This window comes from Consotaella salsifontis (assembly GCF_900167365.1).
Classification (GTDB): Bacteria; Pseudomonadota; Alphaproteobacteria; order Rhizobiales; family Rhizobiaceae; genus Consotaella; species Consotaella salsifontis.
On sequence record NZ_FUXL01000018.1, the window covers coordinates 20,834 to 35,522 of the forward strand.

Consider the following 14,689-nt stretch of genomic DNA (forward strand, 5'->3'; position numbering starts at 1 on the left):
GATCCCCCCTAAATGGCGAGGTCTATTCGTCCTCGTCTTCGTCAGGTGTGCGGCGGCTCATGGAGGTCAGCTTGGCGAACACCGCCGCCGCGTCGAGCTCTTCCTCCTCGCGGCTGTCGCGGCGATAGGACTGGGTCTGCGAGGCTGCGAGGAGACGCTCTTCCTCGGCAAGGGAAGGCTGCGGCAGGTCGCGCGAGGCTTTCTCGACCTCAAGGTCCAGGTCGATCTGCGAGCAGAGCCCAAGCGTGACCGGGTCCATCGGCGTCAGATTGGCCGAGTTCCAGTGGGTGCGCTCGCGGATCTGCTCGATGGTGTTCTTGGTGGTGCCGACGAGGCGCGAAATCTGCGCGTCCTTGAGTTCGGGATGGTTGCGCACCAGCCAGAGAATGGCGTTGGGTCGATCCTGGCGCTTGGAAACTGGCGTATAGCGCGGCCCCTTGCGCTTTGCCTCGGGGACGCGGACCTTGGGGGGCGCGATCTTCAGGCGGTAGTTCGTATCCCGCTCGCCCCTGGCGATCTCCTCGCGCGTCAGCTGGCCCGTCATGACGGGATCGAGCCCCTTGATGCCCTGGGCCGATTCGCCGTCGGCGATCGCTTTCACCTCCAGCGGATGGAGCGTGCAGAATTCCGCGATCTGGTCGAAGGAGAGCGACGTATTGTCGACCAGCCATACGGCGGTCGCCTTGGGCATCAAGAGTTGCTGTGCCACGGGATAAAGACCTCCTGTTCGCCCACCCTGGAGAAGGTGGGCCGTGGACCTGACCATATGTCATGGAATGGCGCTTGTTATAGGGAGAAGTCGTCCAATTCGCAAGGAAATCCCAGCACGGGCATGCAACGCGCCGGCAGGGCCTTTGTCTGCTCTGTCTTCACTGCGGCGCGAGGCTGAGGACGATCTTGCCGACATGGTCCCGTTCGAGATGGCGATGAGCCTCCGCCGCCTGGGAGAGCGGATAGCTGGCGTCGATCACCGGCCGCACGGCGCCGTTCGCGAGCAATGGCCAGATTTCCCGCTCCACAGCTTCGGCGATGGCGCCTTTCACCGCGATCGGGCGATTACGCAGGGTTGATCCGGTCAGGACGAGCCGCTTGCGCATGACAAGCGACATATCCAGCGTGGAACGGGTTCCTCCCAGGAAGGCGATCTGCACGATCCGGCCATCCTCGGCCGCCGCCTCACAGTTTTTCTGAACGTAGTCTCCGCCCACCATGTCCAGGATGACATCGGCGCCGCGCCCCTCCGTTTCATCCAGGACGGCTTCGACGAAGTCCTCTGTGCGGTAGTTGATGGCGCGATTGGCGCCCAGGCGGCGGGCGTCGTCGCATTTCGCATCGCTGCCCGCCGTGGTGATTACCTTCGCGCCAAAGGCGCGGGCGAGCTGGATGGCCGTCGTGCCGATGCCGGAGGTTCCGCCGTGGACGAGCAGCGTCTCGCCGGCCTTCAGGCCGCCGCGCTCGAAGACATTGTGCCAAACGGTGAAGAAGGTCTCTGGCACCGCCGCGGCCTCGACCATGGGCAGGCCGGCAGGCGCAGGGAGAACGGTTTCCTGTGCGACGGTGCAATATTCGGCATAGCCGCCCCCTGGAAGAAGGGCGACCACGGGCTCGCCAATCCGGAAGCGCGACACGCCGGAACCCAGCTCGACAACCGTGCCGGCGACCTCGAGGCCCGGCCAATCAGGAGCTCCGGGAGGGGGCGGATAAGCGCCGACGCGCTGGAGCGCGTCGGGACGATTGATCCCCGCCGCCTCGACCTTGATCAGCACTTCTCCGTCACCAGGAGCGGGGAGGGGACGCCGGCTCGTCTTCAGGACCTCAGGGCCTCCCGGCCGCTCGATTTCGACGACGGTCATTTCGGACGGCAAGGACATTGCTTTCTCCATGGTCGGTGATGTCGCTGGCGCAGCCTGGAGCCCCGCAGGGTCATATGGGTGCTGTTTCTCTTCGCCCTCCGCGGAGGCTCTTCGCGGAGATTTGAGCCGCTCATAACCCCGCCACGCCAGCAAGACGACAAAGTGGGGGCCGCTTGGCGGAAGCCAAGGGCTGGATGCGCCGGCGTCAAATGCCACGCGTTTCGGCTTGACCATGACGCAACTGTCTTCCGCCGCACTACGTCAATATTACCGTTGGGTGCTCCCGAAGACTTCGATTTAAGCTTTAATCAAGCTTTATGGAGGATAAAGAGGCTCTCCGGATCTTCCGGATTGAGCGGTGCCAACCGTTTGGTGGGTGCCGTTGACGCCTCCCTGTTGATAACTTTTCAAGAGCCGCGCAAGCGGCTCTTTTTTTATCGGCGTCGAACCTCTGCGGCCTGTGGGTGTTAACCTAAATCGCCGGCTCGACTTGCCTTGCGGGACGCTCGGCGACAGTCTTGACAAAATAGCCGGCTGCGCCGCAAGCAAAGAGCAGAGCCGAAACGAAAGCCGTTCCGCGATGACCCAAAGCCACGACCAACTGGACGACGACCGGACGATCCGTCTTGCGGAGCATCTCGCCTTTTCGCGGTCGTTCCAGTCGCTCTTCAACGAAGGCATGACCTTGGTGGACGAGACCGCGGCCTATCTCGATGGCGATGGTCGCACGGCGGCCAAGCGGCTGCCGAAGTCTTGCGCCACACTTTACGCGGCGGAGTCCATGCGGCTCACGACTCGCCTGATGCAGATCGCGTCCTGGCTTCTTCTCCAGCGCGCGGCCAATCAAGGGGATATGTCGCGGGCCCAGGTCGAGGCGGAAAAGGTCAAGATCAGGCTCGAAGGGGTCGGCACGGGTCGCGAGACGCCTCTGTTTGCCGAGTTGCCGGAGGCCTTCCGTGATCTTGTGGATCGCGTGTTGAAGCTCGAGCGGCGGATCGTGATGCTTGATCGCGAAATCTACGGCACTGGCTCTTTCGATGCCGACGAGGAGCCGCGCAACCCCGTCGGTGAGCAGCTGAACCTTCTGAAGACCGCATTCAACGGCTGAGGCCGTCGCGCCGGCCGTGGCCGGCGCCCTTCGCGGGCAGGCGAGATTTTCCAGCTTTCTCTAGACATGAAAAAAGCCCGGGTCAGTGCCCGGGCTTTATGATTCTCGCCGATCGTTGGACGATCAGATGCCGAGGCCCTCATAACGCTTCTTGAAGCGCGAGACGCGGCCGCCACGATCCACGAGGTTCTGTGCGCCGCCGGTCCATGCCGGGTGGGTGGAGGGATCGATGTCGAGGTTCATCCGATCGCCTTCCTTGCCCCAGGTCGAGCGGGTCTCGTACGTGGTGCCGTTCGTCATCACGACGGTGATGGCGTGGTAGTCGGGATGAATTTCTTTCTTCATGTCATCTGTCCTTCCAGGACCGCCCTTGCGCTTGTCCCTGCCCGAAACAGGCTCATGGCCAGCACGATCCGGCGCGGCGGGTTCACATTTCCAGATTACGGAGCTAGATCGCTTCCAAATTCAGGGGTGAGCCTATACATCAGGCCCCCTGGTCGCACAAGAGCGGAAGCTTAATGAACAGCCAAATCGACAGCGGAAGCGCGAAAGCGCCGTCCCTGAAGGAGCGCCCGAGTATGCAGAACGGCAAGGGGCGGCGTCGCAGTCTCAATCCTCTGATGCGGCTGATGCCTTACATGGCGCGCTACAAGGGCCTCGTGGCCGGCGCGTTGATCTTCCTGACACTCGCCGCCGTGACGACGTTGTCATTTCCGCTCGCGGTCCGGCGGATGATCGACCATGGGTTCAACCGGCCCGATACGGTCTTCATCGATTCCTATTTCGGAATGCTCATCGTTCTCGCGGCGTTGCTCGCCGTGGCGAGCGCAGGCCGCTACTTCTTCGTCATCACGCTTGGCGAGAAGGTGGTGGCGGATCTTCGCAAGGAGCTCTTCGCCCATGTGACGCGGCTCTCTCCGGCCTTTTACGACAGGACGCTGTCCGGCGAGATCGTCTCGCGTCTTTCCGCAGACACGACGCAGATCAAGTCGGCGGTCGGAGCGACCGCCTCGCTCGCCCTGCGCAACGCGATTCTCTTCGTCGGCGCGGTAGCGATGATGGCTGTCACGAGCGCGCATCTCTCGCTCATCGTCGTGGGTGCCATTCCGCTCATCGTCATTCCGCTCATCGCCTTCGGCCGCTCGGTCCGCCGGCGCTCGCGCGCTGCCCAGGACACGCTCGCCGACGCCACGGCCTTCGCGGGCGAGGCAATCGGCGCCGTGCGAACGCTTCAGGCCTTCACCAGCGAGCAGGCCGCGTCGGGCCATTTCGCCCGCACGGTGGATGCCGCCTTCCGCGCCGCGCGATCGTCCATCACGGCGCGCGCGCTGCTGACGGGATTTGCCATTTTCCTGATCTTCTCCTCCGTCATCGCGGTGTTGTGGATCGGCTCGCAGCAGGTGATTTCCGGGACAATGACTGGCGGCACGCTCGGGCAGTTCCTGCTTTATTCCGTCTTCGCCGCATCCTCTCTTGGCCAGCTCTCGGAGGTGTGGGGTGAACTCTCCCAGGCCGCGGGCGCGACGGAGCGCATTGCCGAGCTTCTCGACGAGGCTCCGAGCGTGGCGAGCCCGGCCGAGCCAAAGGCGCTTCCGGCGCCGCCCATCGGCTCGATCCGATTCGACGCGGTATCATTTGCCTATCCGGCGCGGCCGGACAAACCGGCGCTTCACCAGCTTTCGTTCGCGGTCGAGCCTGGGGAGACTGTCGCGATCGTCGGGCCGTCTGGAGCCGGCAAGTCGACTATCTTCGGGATGATCGAGCGCTTCTATGACCCCGATGCGGGAAGTGTCTTTGTCGATGGAGTGGATGCGCGGGCTGCGGATGTCTCGCATCTGCGTCAGCGCATCGCGCTGGTGCCGCAGGATGTGACGCTCTTCGCCACGACGCTCGCCGAGAACATCCGCTTCGGCAAGTCGGATGCTGAAGAGGAGAAGGTTCGCTCGGCGGCACGGGCCGCCCAGGCGGAGGAATTCATCACGGCGCTCGACGCGGGCTTCGAGACGGTTGTCGGCGAGCGTGGAATGACGCTCTCCGGCGGGCAGCGCCAACGCGTCGCTGTCGCCCGCGCCATCCTGCGCGACGCGTCGATCTTGCTGCTGGATGAGGCGACTTCGGCGCTTGACGCCGAGAGCGAGGTCGCGATCCAGCGCGCGCTCGAGAGGCTGATGGAGGGTCGCACGACGCTGGTCATCGCCCACCGGCTGGCGACCGTGCTCAAGGCCGACCGCATTCTCGTGCTCGACGAAGGGCGGATCGTGGAGGAGGGGACGCACGCCGCTCTCATGGAGCGGAACGGCGTCTATGCGCGGCTCGCGCGGCTCCAGTTCAACGCCGAAAGCCATGAGGCAATCACCCGCGCGGCCGAGTAGAGCCGCGCGGCGGCGCATCTCCGCCACTCGCGAGAACGCGCCGTCCTGAACCTATCGCTCGGTGAGCTTCAACTCGATGCGGCGATTGCGGGTTCTCGCCTCGGGCGTATCGGCCTGTTCGAGTGGCTGGAACTCGCCGAAGCCTGTCGCCGCCAGCCGGTCGGCCGGAACGCCCTGCTCGATCAGGAAGCGCACGACGGCGGCCGCGCGACTGGCCGACAGCTCCCAATTGTCCTTGAAGCGCCCGCCTGTGATCGGGATGTTGTCGGTATGCCCGTCGACGCGGATGATCCAGTTGATGTCCGAGGGGATCTCTCGCGCCAGTTCCTTGATGGCGGTGGCGAGCTTGACCATCTCATCCCGGCCAGCCGGCTGAAGCTCATCGGAGCCCGACGGGAAGAGCACTTCGGACTGGAAGACGAAACGGTCCCCGACGATCCGAATGTTCTCGCGATCAGCGAGGATCTCGCGCAGGCGACCGAAGAAGTCGGAGCGATAACGCGCCAGTTCCTGGACACGTTGAGCCAGGGCGACGTTGAGGCGGCGGCCGAGGTCGGCGATCTTGGTCTGGCTCTCCCTGTCGCGGCTTTCCGTGGCTTGAAGCGCGTCCTCCAGCGCCGCGATCTGCTGGCGGAGGGCCGCGAGCTGTTGATTGAGAAGCTCGACCTGCGCCTGGGCACGCTGGGAAATCTGCACCTGACTGGACAGCTCTCCCTGAAGACTGCCGATCTTCGCCTCTGCCTGGGCAGCGCTGCCGCTGCCCGAATCGAGCGCCTGCTGGAGGCGCGAGCGGGCATCCTCGCTACTGGCGAGGGAGGCCTGGAGACTGTCGATCTGGCTCTTCAAATCGGAGCTGTTGCCCTGTTCCAGTGCGAGAAGCTGCGTCAGTTCGTTGATTTGCTGGTTGAGGCGGTTCAGTACCTCGTCCTGGCCGCTGACCTCGCGGCTGAGAAGGTACTGCGCCAGCACGAAGACCGAGAGCAGGAACATGATGGCCAGAAGCAGCGTCGACAAAGCGTCGACGAAGCCGGGCCAATAGTTGACGCCATTCTCGTTGCGATGGTTGCGCGACAGAGGCATTGCGCCTTAGCTCCGCTTGTCCTCGATCGCCCGCGACAGGCGCTCGAGGATGCCGCGCAGCTCGCGCTGGTCGCCCGCCTGGTTCTCCACGAAATCGCGTAGCATCTGCTGCTCGCTGCGCATGTGCTGGACGAGGCCCTGGATGCTCTCGGCGAGCTGGGCCATCGCGGCCCCCTGGCGCGGACCGGCCGTGTCCTGCACGATGCGATTGATCTTTTCCGCGAGGACCCGCATTTCCTCGCTCTCGCCGCGATGGCCGGGTTGGCCCGGCGTCATCACAAGGTCCTGGCCCACGTCGGTGATCGACGAAAGCCAGTTTTCCAGCTCGGTGTAGAAGCGGTTCTGGGCGCGGCCGAGCTGAAGGTCGAGAAAGCCGAGGATTAGCGATCCGGAAAGGCCCAGGAGCGAGGACGAGAACGCGGTTCCCATTCCGGCCAGCGGAGCGCCGAGGCCGGTCTTGACCGTGTCGAGGACCGAAGCGGCATCGCCGCCCGCCGGGTCGAGGCCGTTGATAGTCGCCCCGATCGAGCCGATGGTGCGCAGCAGGCCCCAGAACGTTCCGAGAAGCCCGAGAAAGACGAGAAGGCCGGTAAGATAACGGGCGATATCGCGCGTCTCGTCGAGACGGCTGGCGATGGAGTCCAGAATCGACCGCATGGAGAGGGTCGACAACACGAGCTGCCGGCGCCTGCCGATGAGCCCCCGCATCGGCGCGAGGAGCACCGGACCGCGCATCTGCTCGAAATCCGTGGCGCCGTCGCGGAACGCATTGACCCACCGAACCTCGCGGGCGAGGCGAATGACCTGGACAAGGGACAGCAGGACGCCGATGCACAGGACGCCGACGATGAGGCCGTTCAAGCCTGGATTGGCGCTGAAGGCAGCCGACACCTGGCGCCACAGAATGGCGGAGACGAAACCGGCCAACGCCAGAAAAACCAGCATCGACCAGAGAAAGACCAAGGGCGTGGACAGCCGATGAGCATCGAAGCTGTCTGACCTTTGCGGCTTGTTGGGCGGCGAACTAAAGACCTGCATCGCGCTTGAAAATATTCCTCACTGCCGTTGCCAGACAAACTAGCGGAGAATCCAACTCTTTGAAACGGCGGCGGCCGTTCCTTTTCCCCTGTTCGTCCAAAACAAGGGCCGTGGAACCTCGGCGGGAGGGGTGGATGCGCCTTTTGCGACTATTCTGTCGCGGCTGAGCCAGTTCGCGCGCGCTGGTATGAGGCGTCAGCCGACGCGAGACGCCCCAGGAGCAGCTTGTGAATCATTTCGTTGCCGCAGGCGAGATCGCCCTTCATGTGATCGAACTTGCTGCCGTCGACGGATGTCAGGATGCCGCCGGCCTCCCGCACGAGGATGGAGCCCGCCGCGATGTCCCACGGATGCACAGACCATTCCCAATAGGCATCGAAGCGACCCGCCGCGACATAGGCAAGGTCTAGCGAAGCGGCGCCCATGCGCCGGATGCCGGAAGACTCAGCCATGATCTGGCGGGCCTCGAACAGGAACCGGGCATGGTCGCCACGTCCGAAAAAGGGAATGCCCGTGCCGAACAGCGCCTCGTTCATGGTCTGACGCGCCGCGACGCGCAGCCGGCGATCATTGAGGAAGGCGCCGCCGCCACGTTCGGCCGAATAAAGTTCATCCGTCGCCGGATTGAAGATGACGCCCGCGACGATCTGTCCCTCACGCTCCAGCGCAATCGACACGGCGAAAACCGGAATGCCGTGAAGAAAATTGGTCGTCCCGTCCAGCGGATCGACGATCCAGCGATGGGTCGGGTCCTTGCCTTCGACGATGCCACGCTCCTCCATGAGGAAGCCCCAGTCGGGACGGGCTCGGCTGAGCTCCTGGAAGACGATGTCCTCGGCCTTTCGGTCCGCGTTGGACACGAAGTCGGCCGGCCCCTTCATGGAGACCTGGAGGTTCTGGACCTCGCCGAAATCGCGGGTCAGGGATCTGCCGGCCTTGAGGGCGGCCTGCGTCATCACGGTCAAAAGGGCGGAGCGCGCCATCGCTCGTCTCCCATGGTGTCAAGACAATGCGCCCGAGGCTCCGGAAGAGCCCTCGGGCGCCATAAAACTTCGCTCAAGTGGCCTGAAAAAGCCGGGTGCGTGGCCGATCAGTCGGCGCGACGGACATAGGTGATTTCATTGGTATCGACAATGATCCTCTCGCCCGCCTCGATGAACGGCGGCACCATCACCCTCACACCGTTCTCCATGATCGCGGGTTTGTAGGACGACGCCGCCGTCTGGCCCTTCACCACGGGGTCGGCCTCGACGATGGCCAGCGTCACCTGGTCGGGGAGCGACACGCCGATGGGCCTCTCCTCGTAAAGCTCGACGGTGACGACCATGCCGTCCTGCAGGAAGGCCGCGCGCTCGCCGACGAAATCCTTCTGGAGCTCAAGCTGCTCGTAGGACTCGGAGTCCATGAACACCAGCATTTCGCCTTCGGCATAGAGGAATTGGTAGTCCTTCTGCTCCAGGCGCACGCGCTCCACCGTCTCCGACGCCCGGAAGCGCTCGTTGAGCTTGGTGCCGTCGAGCAGGTTCTTGAGTTCGACCTGAGCGAATGCTCCGCCCTTGCCGGGCTTTACGTGAGCCGTCTTCACGGCGGCCCAAAGGCTGCCGTTGTGCTCGATGACGTTGCCGGGACGGATTTCGTTTCCGTTGATCTTCATAGTGGTGCTCAAAGGTGCGGGAATGGGGGGGCAAAAATGCCGATTGGCCGCTCAAGACCACAAATTCCATCGCCGTTCAAGCCTGACGCGCGCTAAGAGCCGGGAGATGCCCTGGCCTTCAGCCTCGGTCAAACCTGTTTGCTGCCTCGAGCGCTGAGCGCTGAACGGCTTCGTCCAAGCCGCGAAAGAAATCGTCCAGTTCCGGATCCGTATTGGATGCGCGCTTGGCGAGCACGGCCCATTTGGCGGCCTGGGCCTTGTCCGGGGTGACGCCGACGCCGTCCTTGTAGAGATGTGCGACCCTGTTGATGGCTATAGGGTTGCCTTGCTCTGCCGCCCGCCTCAGCCACAAAAAACCTTCTTGAGGATCGGCAGGGCCACCGCGTCCGTTGACCAGCCAGATACCCAACTCGACCTGGGCGGTGTCGTGACCGAGGGAGGCCGCCGCGCGAAGCCACTGCCGCGCGGCCGGCTCATCGATATGGTCGACGCCTCTGCCATAGGCCAGCATCTCGGCCATGGCGTATTGCGCATCGGGAATCCCGGCGAAGGCTGCTGAGCGGAAATAGGGAAGCGCATCGGCGAAGCCGGCGGCCGGCGATGCCTGGATGAGCATCTGGGCGTAATTGAACTGAGCCAGCGGATTGCCGGCATCGGCAGCAGCCTTCATCAATTCGCGCGCCCGGTTCGCGTCCTTCTCGACCACCTTGCCGTCGAGCAGGATGAGCGCATAGGCGAACTCGGCCGCCGGATTGCCGGCCTTGGCCGCGGCTTCGTACCAGCGCGCGGCCTCCTTGGCGTCCTGACGCACGCCCAGGCCACGGGTGTAGATTTCCGCGAGAAGCGTCTGTGCCGCCGGATCTCCCAGCTTGGCCAGCGGTTCCGCCAGCTTTCGGGCTGTGACATAGAGCTCGCGCTGGTAGGCGCCAAAGGCGATGGCGCTCTTGCTCGGAGCGGCAGGTTTCTTCGCCTCGGCGGGTGCTTCCGCGGGGGCCGCGTCCTTCTCGACCGGCGTCGCGTCCTTCGCCGACGGTTCTGCTGCTTTTACGGTAGGAGCGGCCGGTGCCCCGGAGGTCGGTGCCTGCGCCAGCGCGGCGCCGCTCCCCAAAAGGAGGACCAGGGCCAGAAGTGGCGTGCGGGCCGGCGTCATGCGTCGGTGCTTCTTGTATATTGATCGAATAATGCGTTGGCCTTTGCCACAGCGGCGGCCGGGTCGGCTCCGGGTCCGAAGACGGCTGCGGACAGGGCCACGAACTCGGCTCCCGAAGCCGCCGCCGGGGAGAGCTGATCGATGTCAGTGCCGCCCATGATGATTGCAGGAATCTCGACCAATTCCGCCCACCAGCCTGCGAGATCGACAGCCTTGTCGTGAGGTTCGGGATGGGTGTCGCCGCCGGGGCGCCCGAAGAACAGGTAGTCGGGCATGAGCTCGCCCGCCTCCAGCGCGGCATGGCGCGTCGCAAAGCCGGAGGCGCCAACGATCAGCTTGGGCGAGAAGCGCTTGACGAGATCGGCCAGGTCGTCGCGCGAGCCCGAGGAGAGGTGGATGCCGTCGGCGCCAACCCGCCCGGCGCACCGCGTGTCGTCGACGATGACCGCGGCGGCGCCGGCGTCCTGAACAATGGGAACGATCTTCTCCGCAAGGTGCTGGAAGTCGGCATCGACGCGGCCGGCCGGGTCGATGAGGACGCTGGCAACATCGCCGGCCTCCAACGCCGCCTTCAGACGGTCGATGCCTTCCTGGCCATCCTCCAGAAGGGTCGTCAGAAGGACGAGGCGCGGGCGGAAGATTTCATCGGGCATGAACGTGGGTCCTGCGAGACACGCATTTCGCGAAACGGCGACGACCGCCGGAGCCCTTGTGGCAGGCTCCATCGCCAAAATTCAAGAGGCATCGCCAGTCAGCGAGCATGTCACTCCCTGTCGCAACGGGAGCGACGGCGCGCCCGGCCCTGCCGCGGCATTGTCAAGGCTCACTCTACCGGCTCGGAAGGGCGGCGGCAAACGCGGTGGCTTTTGCTTCAACGTTTCGTCACTGGAATGCGCCGGCTGCTTGCTCCGCTGTACTGAACCGCATAATCCTGGGACCCCTCGCCACGCGCCTGTTTGGCCGGATTCCCTTCATGATCACCGATCCGAACTTCTATTTGTGGGCTATCCCTGCCGTGTTTCTCGTCGGCCTCGGCAAGGGCGGCTTCGGCGGATCGCTGGGCATGATCGGGGTTCCGCTCATGGCGCTGGCCATCTCCCCCGTCACGGCGGCCGGCATTCTCCTGCCGATCCTGGTCATCATGGACTGGGTCGGGTTGGCGGCGTGGCGCAAGACGTTCCGCGCGAGCATCCTGCGGACCATGCTGCCGGCGGCGCTCGTCGGCGTCGCGATCGGTTATCTCACCGCTGCCGTCGTCAGCGAGTCGGGCGTTCGCCTGGCCATCGGCATCGTCTCTGTCTGGTTCGCGGCGGAATGGTTTCTGGTGATCCGGCACCGCGCCGGAGAGCGCGACGAATCGACGCCCCGTGGCCTGTTCTGGGGAGCTGTTTCCGGCTTCGCGAGCTTTGTCAGCCATGCCGGCGGGCCGCCCTTCCAGGTCTATGTGCTGCCTCTGCGCCTGTCGCCGCCCCTTTTCGCAGGCACGGCGGCGATCTTCTTCACCGTCGTCAACGCGGTGAAGCTGGTGCCCTATTTCCTGCTCGGGCAGTTCTCACCGGAAAACCTGATGACCTCGGCGGTTCTTTTGCCTCTTGCGCCGATTGCGACGCTGGTGGGGGTCTGGCTGGTCAAGCGCATCGAGCCAAGCCGGTTTTATGTCGTGACCTACGCCCTGCTGGTCCCGATCGGTCTCAAGCTGATCTACGATGCTTTCGTGGGTCTCGGGCTCATCTAACCGGGCAGGAGCGCGTCCGGGAGAACAGATGTCTGGGCGATGTCGCCTCGTCACATGCCGTCCAGAGGGCCCGCACGGACGCAACATAGGGACAGCGAGAAAAATCTATTCCAGCCGGGATGCCTCGCCGGAACAACTCGTATCCGGGCGGGAACCCGGATACGAGCCATTTAAGGAATGGATTACTTGGAACGCAGCTTCTCGATCTCGTCTTTTAGTTGAAGTTTCTTACGCTTCAACTCCTGGACATCCATATCGCTGACGGCGGGCTTGCCCTGGGCCGCGATGATCTCGCTATCGAGGGCAGCGTGCCGACGTTCTAGCGTCGCGAGATGGGAATCGAGGGACATGGTACCTCCTTTTGATCGTTGCCCGATGCGCCGCGCACCGGGGCGCTGCATTAGCCTCATGAGAGTGTCATAAGACGGTCACACTGTCGAACGTGATTTAGGCCAGTGTTTGACGATTCCTTTCAGGCTGGTAAGGCGAAAGAACGGCTGCTAAGGCATTTTTCCGGATAGGCGGAAAGCCGCCGTTGATGGGGAAACGAGGATGTCGGATCAGGAGCAGGCAGGCCTTCGATTGCAGCTGGCGCGGCTTCGCCAGGAGCATGCCGACTATGACGCCGCGATCGGCGCCATGATCAGCGTGAATTGCGATCCGCTGCAGGTTCAGCGAATGAAGAAAAAGAAGCTGGCCATCCGCGACAAACTCAAGGAAATCGAGGACCAGATCATTCCGGATATTCCTGCATGACGGCAGCGACCGCCACGGCCGACATCGCCATCATCATGGGCAGCCAGTCCGACTGGCAGACCATGCGCCACGCCGCCGAGACACTCGATGCGCTCGGCGTCAGCTATGATGCCCGCATCGTTTCCGCGCATCGCACGCCCGAGCGCCTCTACGACTTTGCCCGCAGCGCCAAGAGCAATGGCTTCAAGGTGATTGTCGCGGGGGCGGGCGGAGCCGCTCATCTGCCCGGCATGACGGCGGCGATGACGACGCTGCCCGTGCTTGGCGTGCCGGTCGAAACCGGGGCGCTCTCGGGAGAAGACAGTCTTCTCTCCATCGTCCAGATGCCGGCGGGCGTTCCGGTTGGAACTCTCGCGATCGGGCGGGCAGGGGCGGTCAACGCGGCGCTTCTCGCCGTCTCCATCCTGGCGCTGGGCAACCCGGCGCTCGCGGAACGCCTGGACCATTGGCGACAGGCACGAACCGAAGCCGTTGCCGAGCGCCCGGAGAATATTTCGTGAGTTTCCGTCCGCTCGTTCCTGGCGCGGTGATCGGCATTGTCGGCGGAGGCCAGCTCGGCCGCATGCTGGCGATGGCGGCGGCGCGCCTCGGTCTCGGCACCATCGTCGTCGATCCCGACAAACATTGCCCTGCGTCCGAGACGGCCGGCGACATTATCGTCGCCGCCTATGACGATCCGGTGGCGATCCTGAAGCTCGCTCGGCGCTGTCAGGTCATCACCTACGAATTCGAGAACGTACCCGTGGCACCGCTTCGGCGCGCATCGGAGGAGACGCCCGTCTTCCCGCCGGTAGAGGCGCTGGAGGTCTCCCAGGATCGCGTCGTCGAAAAGGCGTTCCTCAACGGAATTGGTCTTGCCACCGCGCCGTGGCGGGCGATCGATACCGTTCAGGAACTTGACCACGCCCTTCAGGAACTCGAAGGAGGCTGTATCCTCAAGAGCCGGCGCTTCGGCTATGACGGCAAGGGGCAGGTGAGCCTTTCCCGCGCCGATGGCTATGCCGAGGCCTGGGACGCCCTGGGCGGGGTGCCGAGCATCCTGGAAAAGCGCGTTCCCTTCGTTCGTGAGCTTTCCGTCGTCGCGGCGCGCGGCGCCGATGGGACTGTCGTCGGCTTCGATCCGGCGGAGAACACGCATGAGGACGGCATCCTTCGCCGCTCTGTCGTTCCAGGCGGCATCTCTCCGGCCACAGCGGCGAACGCCCAAGCGGTCGCAAAGACGATTCTCGAGAAGCTGAACTATGTCGGGGTCGTCGGCGTCGAGCTGTTCGAGACGGCGGAAGGCGCGCTTCTCGTCAACGAGATCGCTCCGCGCATCCACAATTCGGGCCATTGGACGGAGGCGGCCTGCTTCGTCTCGCAGTTCGAGCAGCATATTCGCGCGGTGGCGGGGCTGCCGCTCGGCGCGCCCACACGGCACAGCGACTGCGTCATGGAGAATCTCATCGGCGAGGAGGCCAGTAAGGCATACGAGCTCCTTTCGGAGAGCGATGTCGTGCTGCATCTCTATGGCAAGCGGCAGGCCCGGCCGGGGCGCAAGATGGGCCATTTCACGCGGCTTCTAACGCGTGATGCCTGAGATGAAGCGCGATGCCGCCGCTCGCCGAGCGTTGACATTTCAGGCCGGCGAGGTTAACTGACGCCACTTTCTCGGCGCGCCGTTTGGCGCGCTTTTCCTTGGGTAGCGGCCGGTGCTTTCGGTCGTCGCCGGTCGATTCTACGGTCAGCACCATGAAGATCAAGAACTCGCTGAAGAGCCTCAAGTCCCGCCACCGCGCCAACCGCATGGTGCGTCGCAAGGGCCGCATCTACATCATCAACAAGGAAGCGCCCCGCTACAAGGCCCGTCAGGGCTGAGGCGGGCGAGCGGCCTTCGGGCCGCGCCTCCCGTGCATCGGCGTCTCACGCTGATGTCACTTTTCAGCATGCGTATCGCGGGCTAG

Annotated in this window: 18 protein-coding genes; 7 read left to right on the forward strand and 11 right to left on the reverse strand. The window is 64.2% G+C overall.

Translation table 11 applies throughout. From position 1 onward, the window contains the following. Positions 1 to 22: 22 nt before the first annotated feature. On the reverse strand, positions 23 to 709 hold the full coding sequence (locus tag B5D38_RS18905) for a DUF1013 domain-containing protein (protein WP_078710086.1): 687 nt from the start codon (positions 707 to 709) through the stop codon (positions 23 to 25). A gap of 160 nt (positions 710 to 869) precedes the next feature. After that, on the reverse strand, positions 870 to 1,871 hold the full coding sequence (locus B5D38_RS18910; RefSeq protein ID WP_078710020.1) for an NAD(P)H-quinone oxidoreductase: 1,002 nt from the start codon (positions 1,869 to 1,871) through the stop codon (positions 870 to 872). Between the two features lie 562 nt (positions 1,872 to 2,433). On the opposite strand from B5D38_RS18910, the gene rcdA reads away from it, so the two are divergent. Continuing rightward, complete coding sequence (gene rcdA, locus B5D38_RS18915; RefSeq protein WP_078710021.1) at positions 2,434 to 2,961, forward strand: protease adaptor protein RcdA; 528 nt, start codon at positions 2,434 to 2,436, stop codon at positions 2,959 to 2,961. A 123-nt stretch (positions 2,962 to 3,084) separates the two neighbouring features. Here the strand turns inward: rcdA and rpmE are convergent, their stop codons facing one another. Continuing rightward, entirely contained in the window at positions 3,085 to 3,306 is a 222-nt protein-coding gene (rpmE, locus tag B5D38_RS18920) for a 50S ribosomal protein L31 (RefSeq protein ID WP_078710022.1), read from the reverse strand. A gap of 233 nt (positions 3,307 to 3,539) precedes the next feature. Between rpmE and B5D38_RS18925 the strand changes: the two genes are divergently transcribed. Then, complete coding sequence (locus B5D38_RS18925) at positions 3,540 to 5,333, forward strand: ABC transporter transmembrane domain-containing protein (RefSeq protein WP_078710023.1); 1,794 nt, start codon at positions 3,540 to 3,542, stop codon at positions 5,331 to 5,333. Positions 5,334 to 5,384: 51 nt separating this feature from the next. Here B5D38_RS18925 and B5D38_RS18930 read toward each other — a convergent pair whose 3' ends face one another. The 6 genes from B5D38_RS18930 to B5D38_RS18955 form a co-directional block, all read right to left on the reverse strand. Continuing rightward, positions 5,385 to 6,413, reverse strand: coding sequence for a peptidoglycan -binding protein (locus B5D38_RS18930; protein ID WP_078710024.1), 1,029 nt, complete (start codon positions 6,411 to 6,413; stop codon positions 5,385 to 5,387). A gap of 6 nt (positions 6,414 to 6,419) precedes the next feature. Further along, a complete protein-coding gene (locus B5D38_RS18935) occupies positions 6,420 to 7,451 on the reverse strand; it encodes a flagellar motor protein MotA (protein ID WP_078710025.1) in 1,032 nt (343 codons plus the stop codon). A 149-nt stretch (positions 7,452 to 7,600) separates the two neighbouring features. Next, on the reverse strand, positions 7,601 to 8,434 hold the full coding sequence (locus tag B5D38_RS18940) for an inositol monophosphatase family protein (RefSeq protein ID WP_078710026.1): 834 nt from the start codon (positions 8,432 to 8,434) through the stop codon (positions 7,601 to 7,603). Between the two features lie 107 nt (positions 8,435 to 8,541). After that, positions 8,542 to 9,105, reverse strand: coding sequence for an elongation factor P (gene efp / locus B5D38_RS18945; protein ID WP_078710027.1), 564 nt, complete (start codon positions 9,103 to 9,105; stop codon positions 8,542 to 8,544). 118 nt (positions 9,106 to 9,223) lie between these two features. Continuing rightward, the gene (locus B5D38_RS18950; RefSeq protein ID WP_078710028.1) at positions 9,224 to 10,255 is read right to left on the reverse strand and encodes a tetratricopeptide repeat protein; all 1,032 of its coding nucleotides are present in this window, start codon (positions 10,253 to 10,255) and stop codon (positions 9,224 to 9,226) included. Then, positions 10,252 to 10,908 (reverse strand): thiamine phosphate synthase, encoded by a 657-nt coding sequence (locus B5D38_RS18955; protein WP_078710029.1) that lies wholly within the window; start codon positions 10,906 to 10,908, stop codon positions 10,252 to 10,254. The genes B5D38_RS18950 and B5D38_RS18955 overlap by 4 nt, the downstream gene beginning before the upstream one ends. Before the next feature lie 320 nt (positions 10,909 to 11,228). On the opposite strand from B5D38_RS18955, the gene B5D38_RS18960 reads away from it, so the two are divergent. Then, positions 11,229 to 11,990 (forward strand): sulfite exporter TauE/SafE family protein, encoded by a 762-nt coding sequence (locus tag B5D38_RS18960; protein WP_078710030.1) that lies wholly within the window; start codon positions 11,229 to 11,231, stop codon positions 11,988 to 11,990. A gap of 182 nt (positions 11,991 to 12,172) precedes the next feature. Here the strand turns inward: B5D38_RS18960 and B5D38_RS18965 are convergent, their stop codons facing one another. After that, entirely contained in the window at positions 12,173 to 12,340 is a 168-nt protein-coding gene (locus tag B5D38_RS18965; RefSeq protein ID WP_078710031.1) for a YdcH family protein, read from the reverse strand. A gap of 202 nt (positions 12,341 to 12,542) precedes the next feature. Here B5D38_RS18965 and B5D38_RS18970 point away from each other — a divergent pair, with 202 nt between their 5' ends. From B5D38_RS18970 to B5D38_RS18980, 3 genes are read left to right on the forward strand one after another with little or no spacing between them, the layout of a single operon-like run. Beyond that, complete coding sequence (locus B5D38_RS18970) at positions 12,543 to 12,746, forward strand: YdcH family protein (protein ID WP_078710032.1); 204 nt, start codon at positions 12,543 to 12,545, stop codon at positions 12,744 to 12,746. Next, on the forward strand, positions 12,743 to 13,246 hold the full coding sequence (gene purE, locus B5D38_RS18975) for a 5-(carboxyamino)imidazole ribonucleotide mutase (RefSeq protein ID WP_078710033.1): 504 nt from the start codon (positions 12,743 to 12,745) through the stop codon (positions 13,244 to 13,246). The genes B5D38_RS18970 and purE overlap by 4 nt, the downstream gene beginning before the upstream one ends. After that, on the forward strand, positions 13,243 to 14,325 hold the full coding sequence (locus B5D38_RS18980) for a 5-(carboxyamino)imidazole ribonucleotide synthase (protein ID WP_078710034.1): 1,083 nt from the start codon (positions 13,243 to 13,245) through the stop codon (positions 14,323 to 14,325). Before purE ends, B5D38_RS18980 begins: the two co-directional genes overlap by 4 nt. Here B5D38_RS18980 and B5D38_RS22265 read toward each other — a convergent pair. Then, positions 14,297 to 14,479, reverse strand: coding sequence for a hypothetical protein (locus B5D38_RS22265; protein ID WP_165690911.1), 183 nt, complete (start codon positions 14,477 to 14,479; stop codon positions 14,297 to 14,299). The two genes, B5D38_RS18980 and B5D38_RS22265, sit on opposite strands and share 29 nt — an antisense overlap. On the opposite strand from B5D38_RS22265, the gene ykgO reads away from it, so the two are divergent. Further along, positions 14,478 to 14,603 carry a type B 50S ribosomal protein L36 gene (gene ykgO / locus B5D38_RS18985; RefSeq protein WP_078710035.1) on the forward strand — a complete coding sequence of 42 codons (126 nt, stop codon included), beginning with the start codon at positions 14,478 to 14,480 and terminating at the stop codon, positions 14,601 to 14,603. The two genes, B5D38_RS22265 and ykgO, sit on opposite strands and share 2 nt — an antisense overlap. The last annotated feature ends 86 nt before the right edge of the window (positions 14,604 to 14,689 follow it).

Coding starts and splice junctions, on each gene's coding strand:
- B5D38_RS18910 (WP_078710020.1), bottom strand. CDS start 1,871: ATGTCCTTGCCGTCCGAAATGACCGTCGTCGAAATCGAGCGGCCGGGA.
- rcdA (WP_078710021.1), top strand. CDS start 2,434: ATGACCCAAAGCCACGACCAACTGGACGACGACCGGACGATCCGTCTT.
- rpmE (WP_078710022.1), bottom strand. CDS start 3,306: ATGAAGAAAGAAATTCATCCCGACTACCACGCCATCACCGTCGTGATG.
- B5D38_RS18925 (WP_078710023.1), top strand. CDS start 3,540: ATGCAGAACGGCAAGGGGCGGCGTCGCAGTCTCAATCCTCTGATGCGG.
- B5D38_RS18930 (WP_078710024.1), bottom strand. CDS start 6,413: ATGCCTCTGTCGCGCAACCATCGCAACGAGAATGGCGTCAACTATTGG.
- B5D38_RS18935 (WP_078710025.1), bottom strand. CDS start 7,451: ATGCAGGTCTTTAGTTCGCCGCCCAACAAGCCGCAAAGGTCAGACAGC.
- B5D38_RS18940 (WP_078710026.1), bottom strand. CDS start 8,434: ATGGCGCGCTCCGCCCTTTTGACCGTGATGACGCAGGCCGCCCTCAAG.
- efp (WP_078710027.1), bottom strand. CDS start 9,105: ATGAAGATCAACGGAAACGAAATCCGTCCCGGCAACGTCATCGAGCAC.
- B5D38_RS18950 (WP_078710028.1), bottom strand. CDS start 10,255: ATGACGCCGGCCCGCACGCCACTTCTGGCCCTGGTCCTCCTTTTGGGG.
- B5D38_RS18955 (WP_078710029.1), bottom strand. CDS start 10,908: ATGCCCGATGAAATCTTCCGCCCGCGCCTCGTCCTTCTGACGACCCTT.
- B5D38_RS18960 (WP_078710030.1), top strand. CDS start 11,229: ATGATCACCGATCCGAACTTCTATTTGTGGGCTATCCCTGCCGTGTTT.
- B5D38_RS18965 (WP_078710031.1), bottom strand. CDS start 12,340: ATGTCCCTCGATTCCCATCTCGCGACGCTAGAACGTCGGCACGCTGCC.
- B5D38_RS18970 (WP_078710032.1), top strand. CDS start 12,543: ATGTCGGATCAGGAGCAGGCAGGCCTTCGATTGCAGCTGGCGCGGCTT.
- purE (WP_078710033.1), top strand. CDS start 12,743: ATGACGGCAGCGACCGCCACGGCCGACATCGCCATCATCATGGGCAGC.
- ykgO (WP_078710035.1), top strand. CDS start 14,478: ATGAAGATCAAGAACTCGCTGAAGAGCCTCAAGTCCCGCCACCGCGCC.
- B5D38_RS22265 (WP_165690911.1), bottom strand. CDS start 14,479: ATGGTGCTGACCGTAGAATCGACCGGCGACGACCGAAAGCACCGGCCG.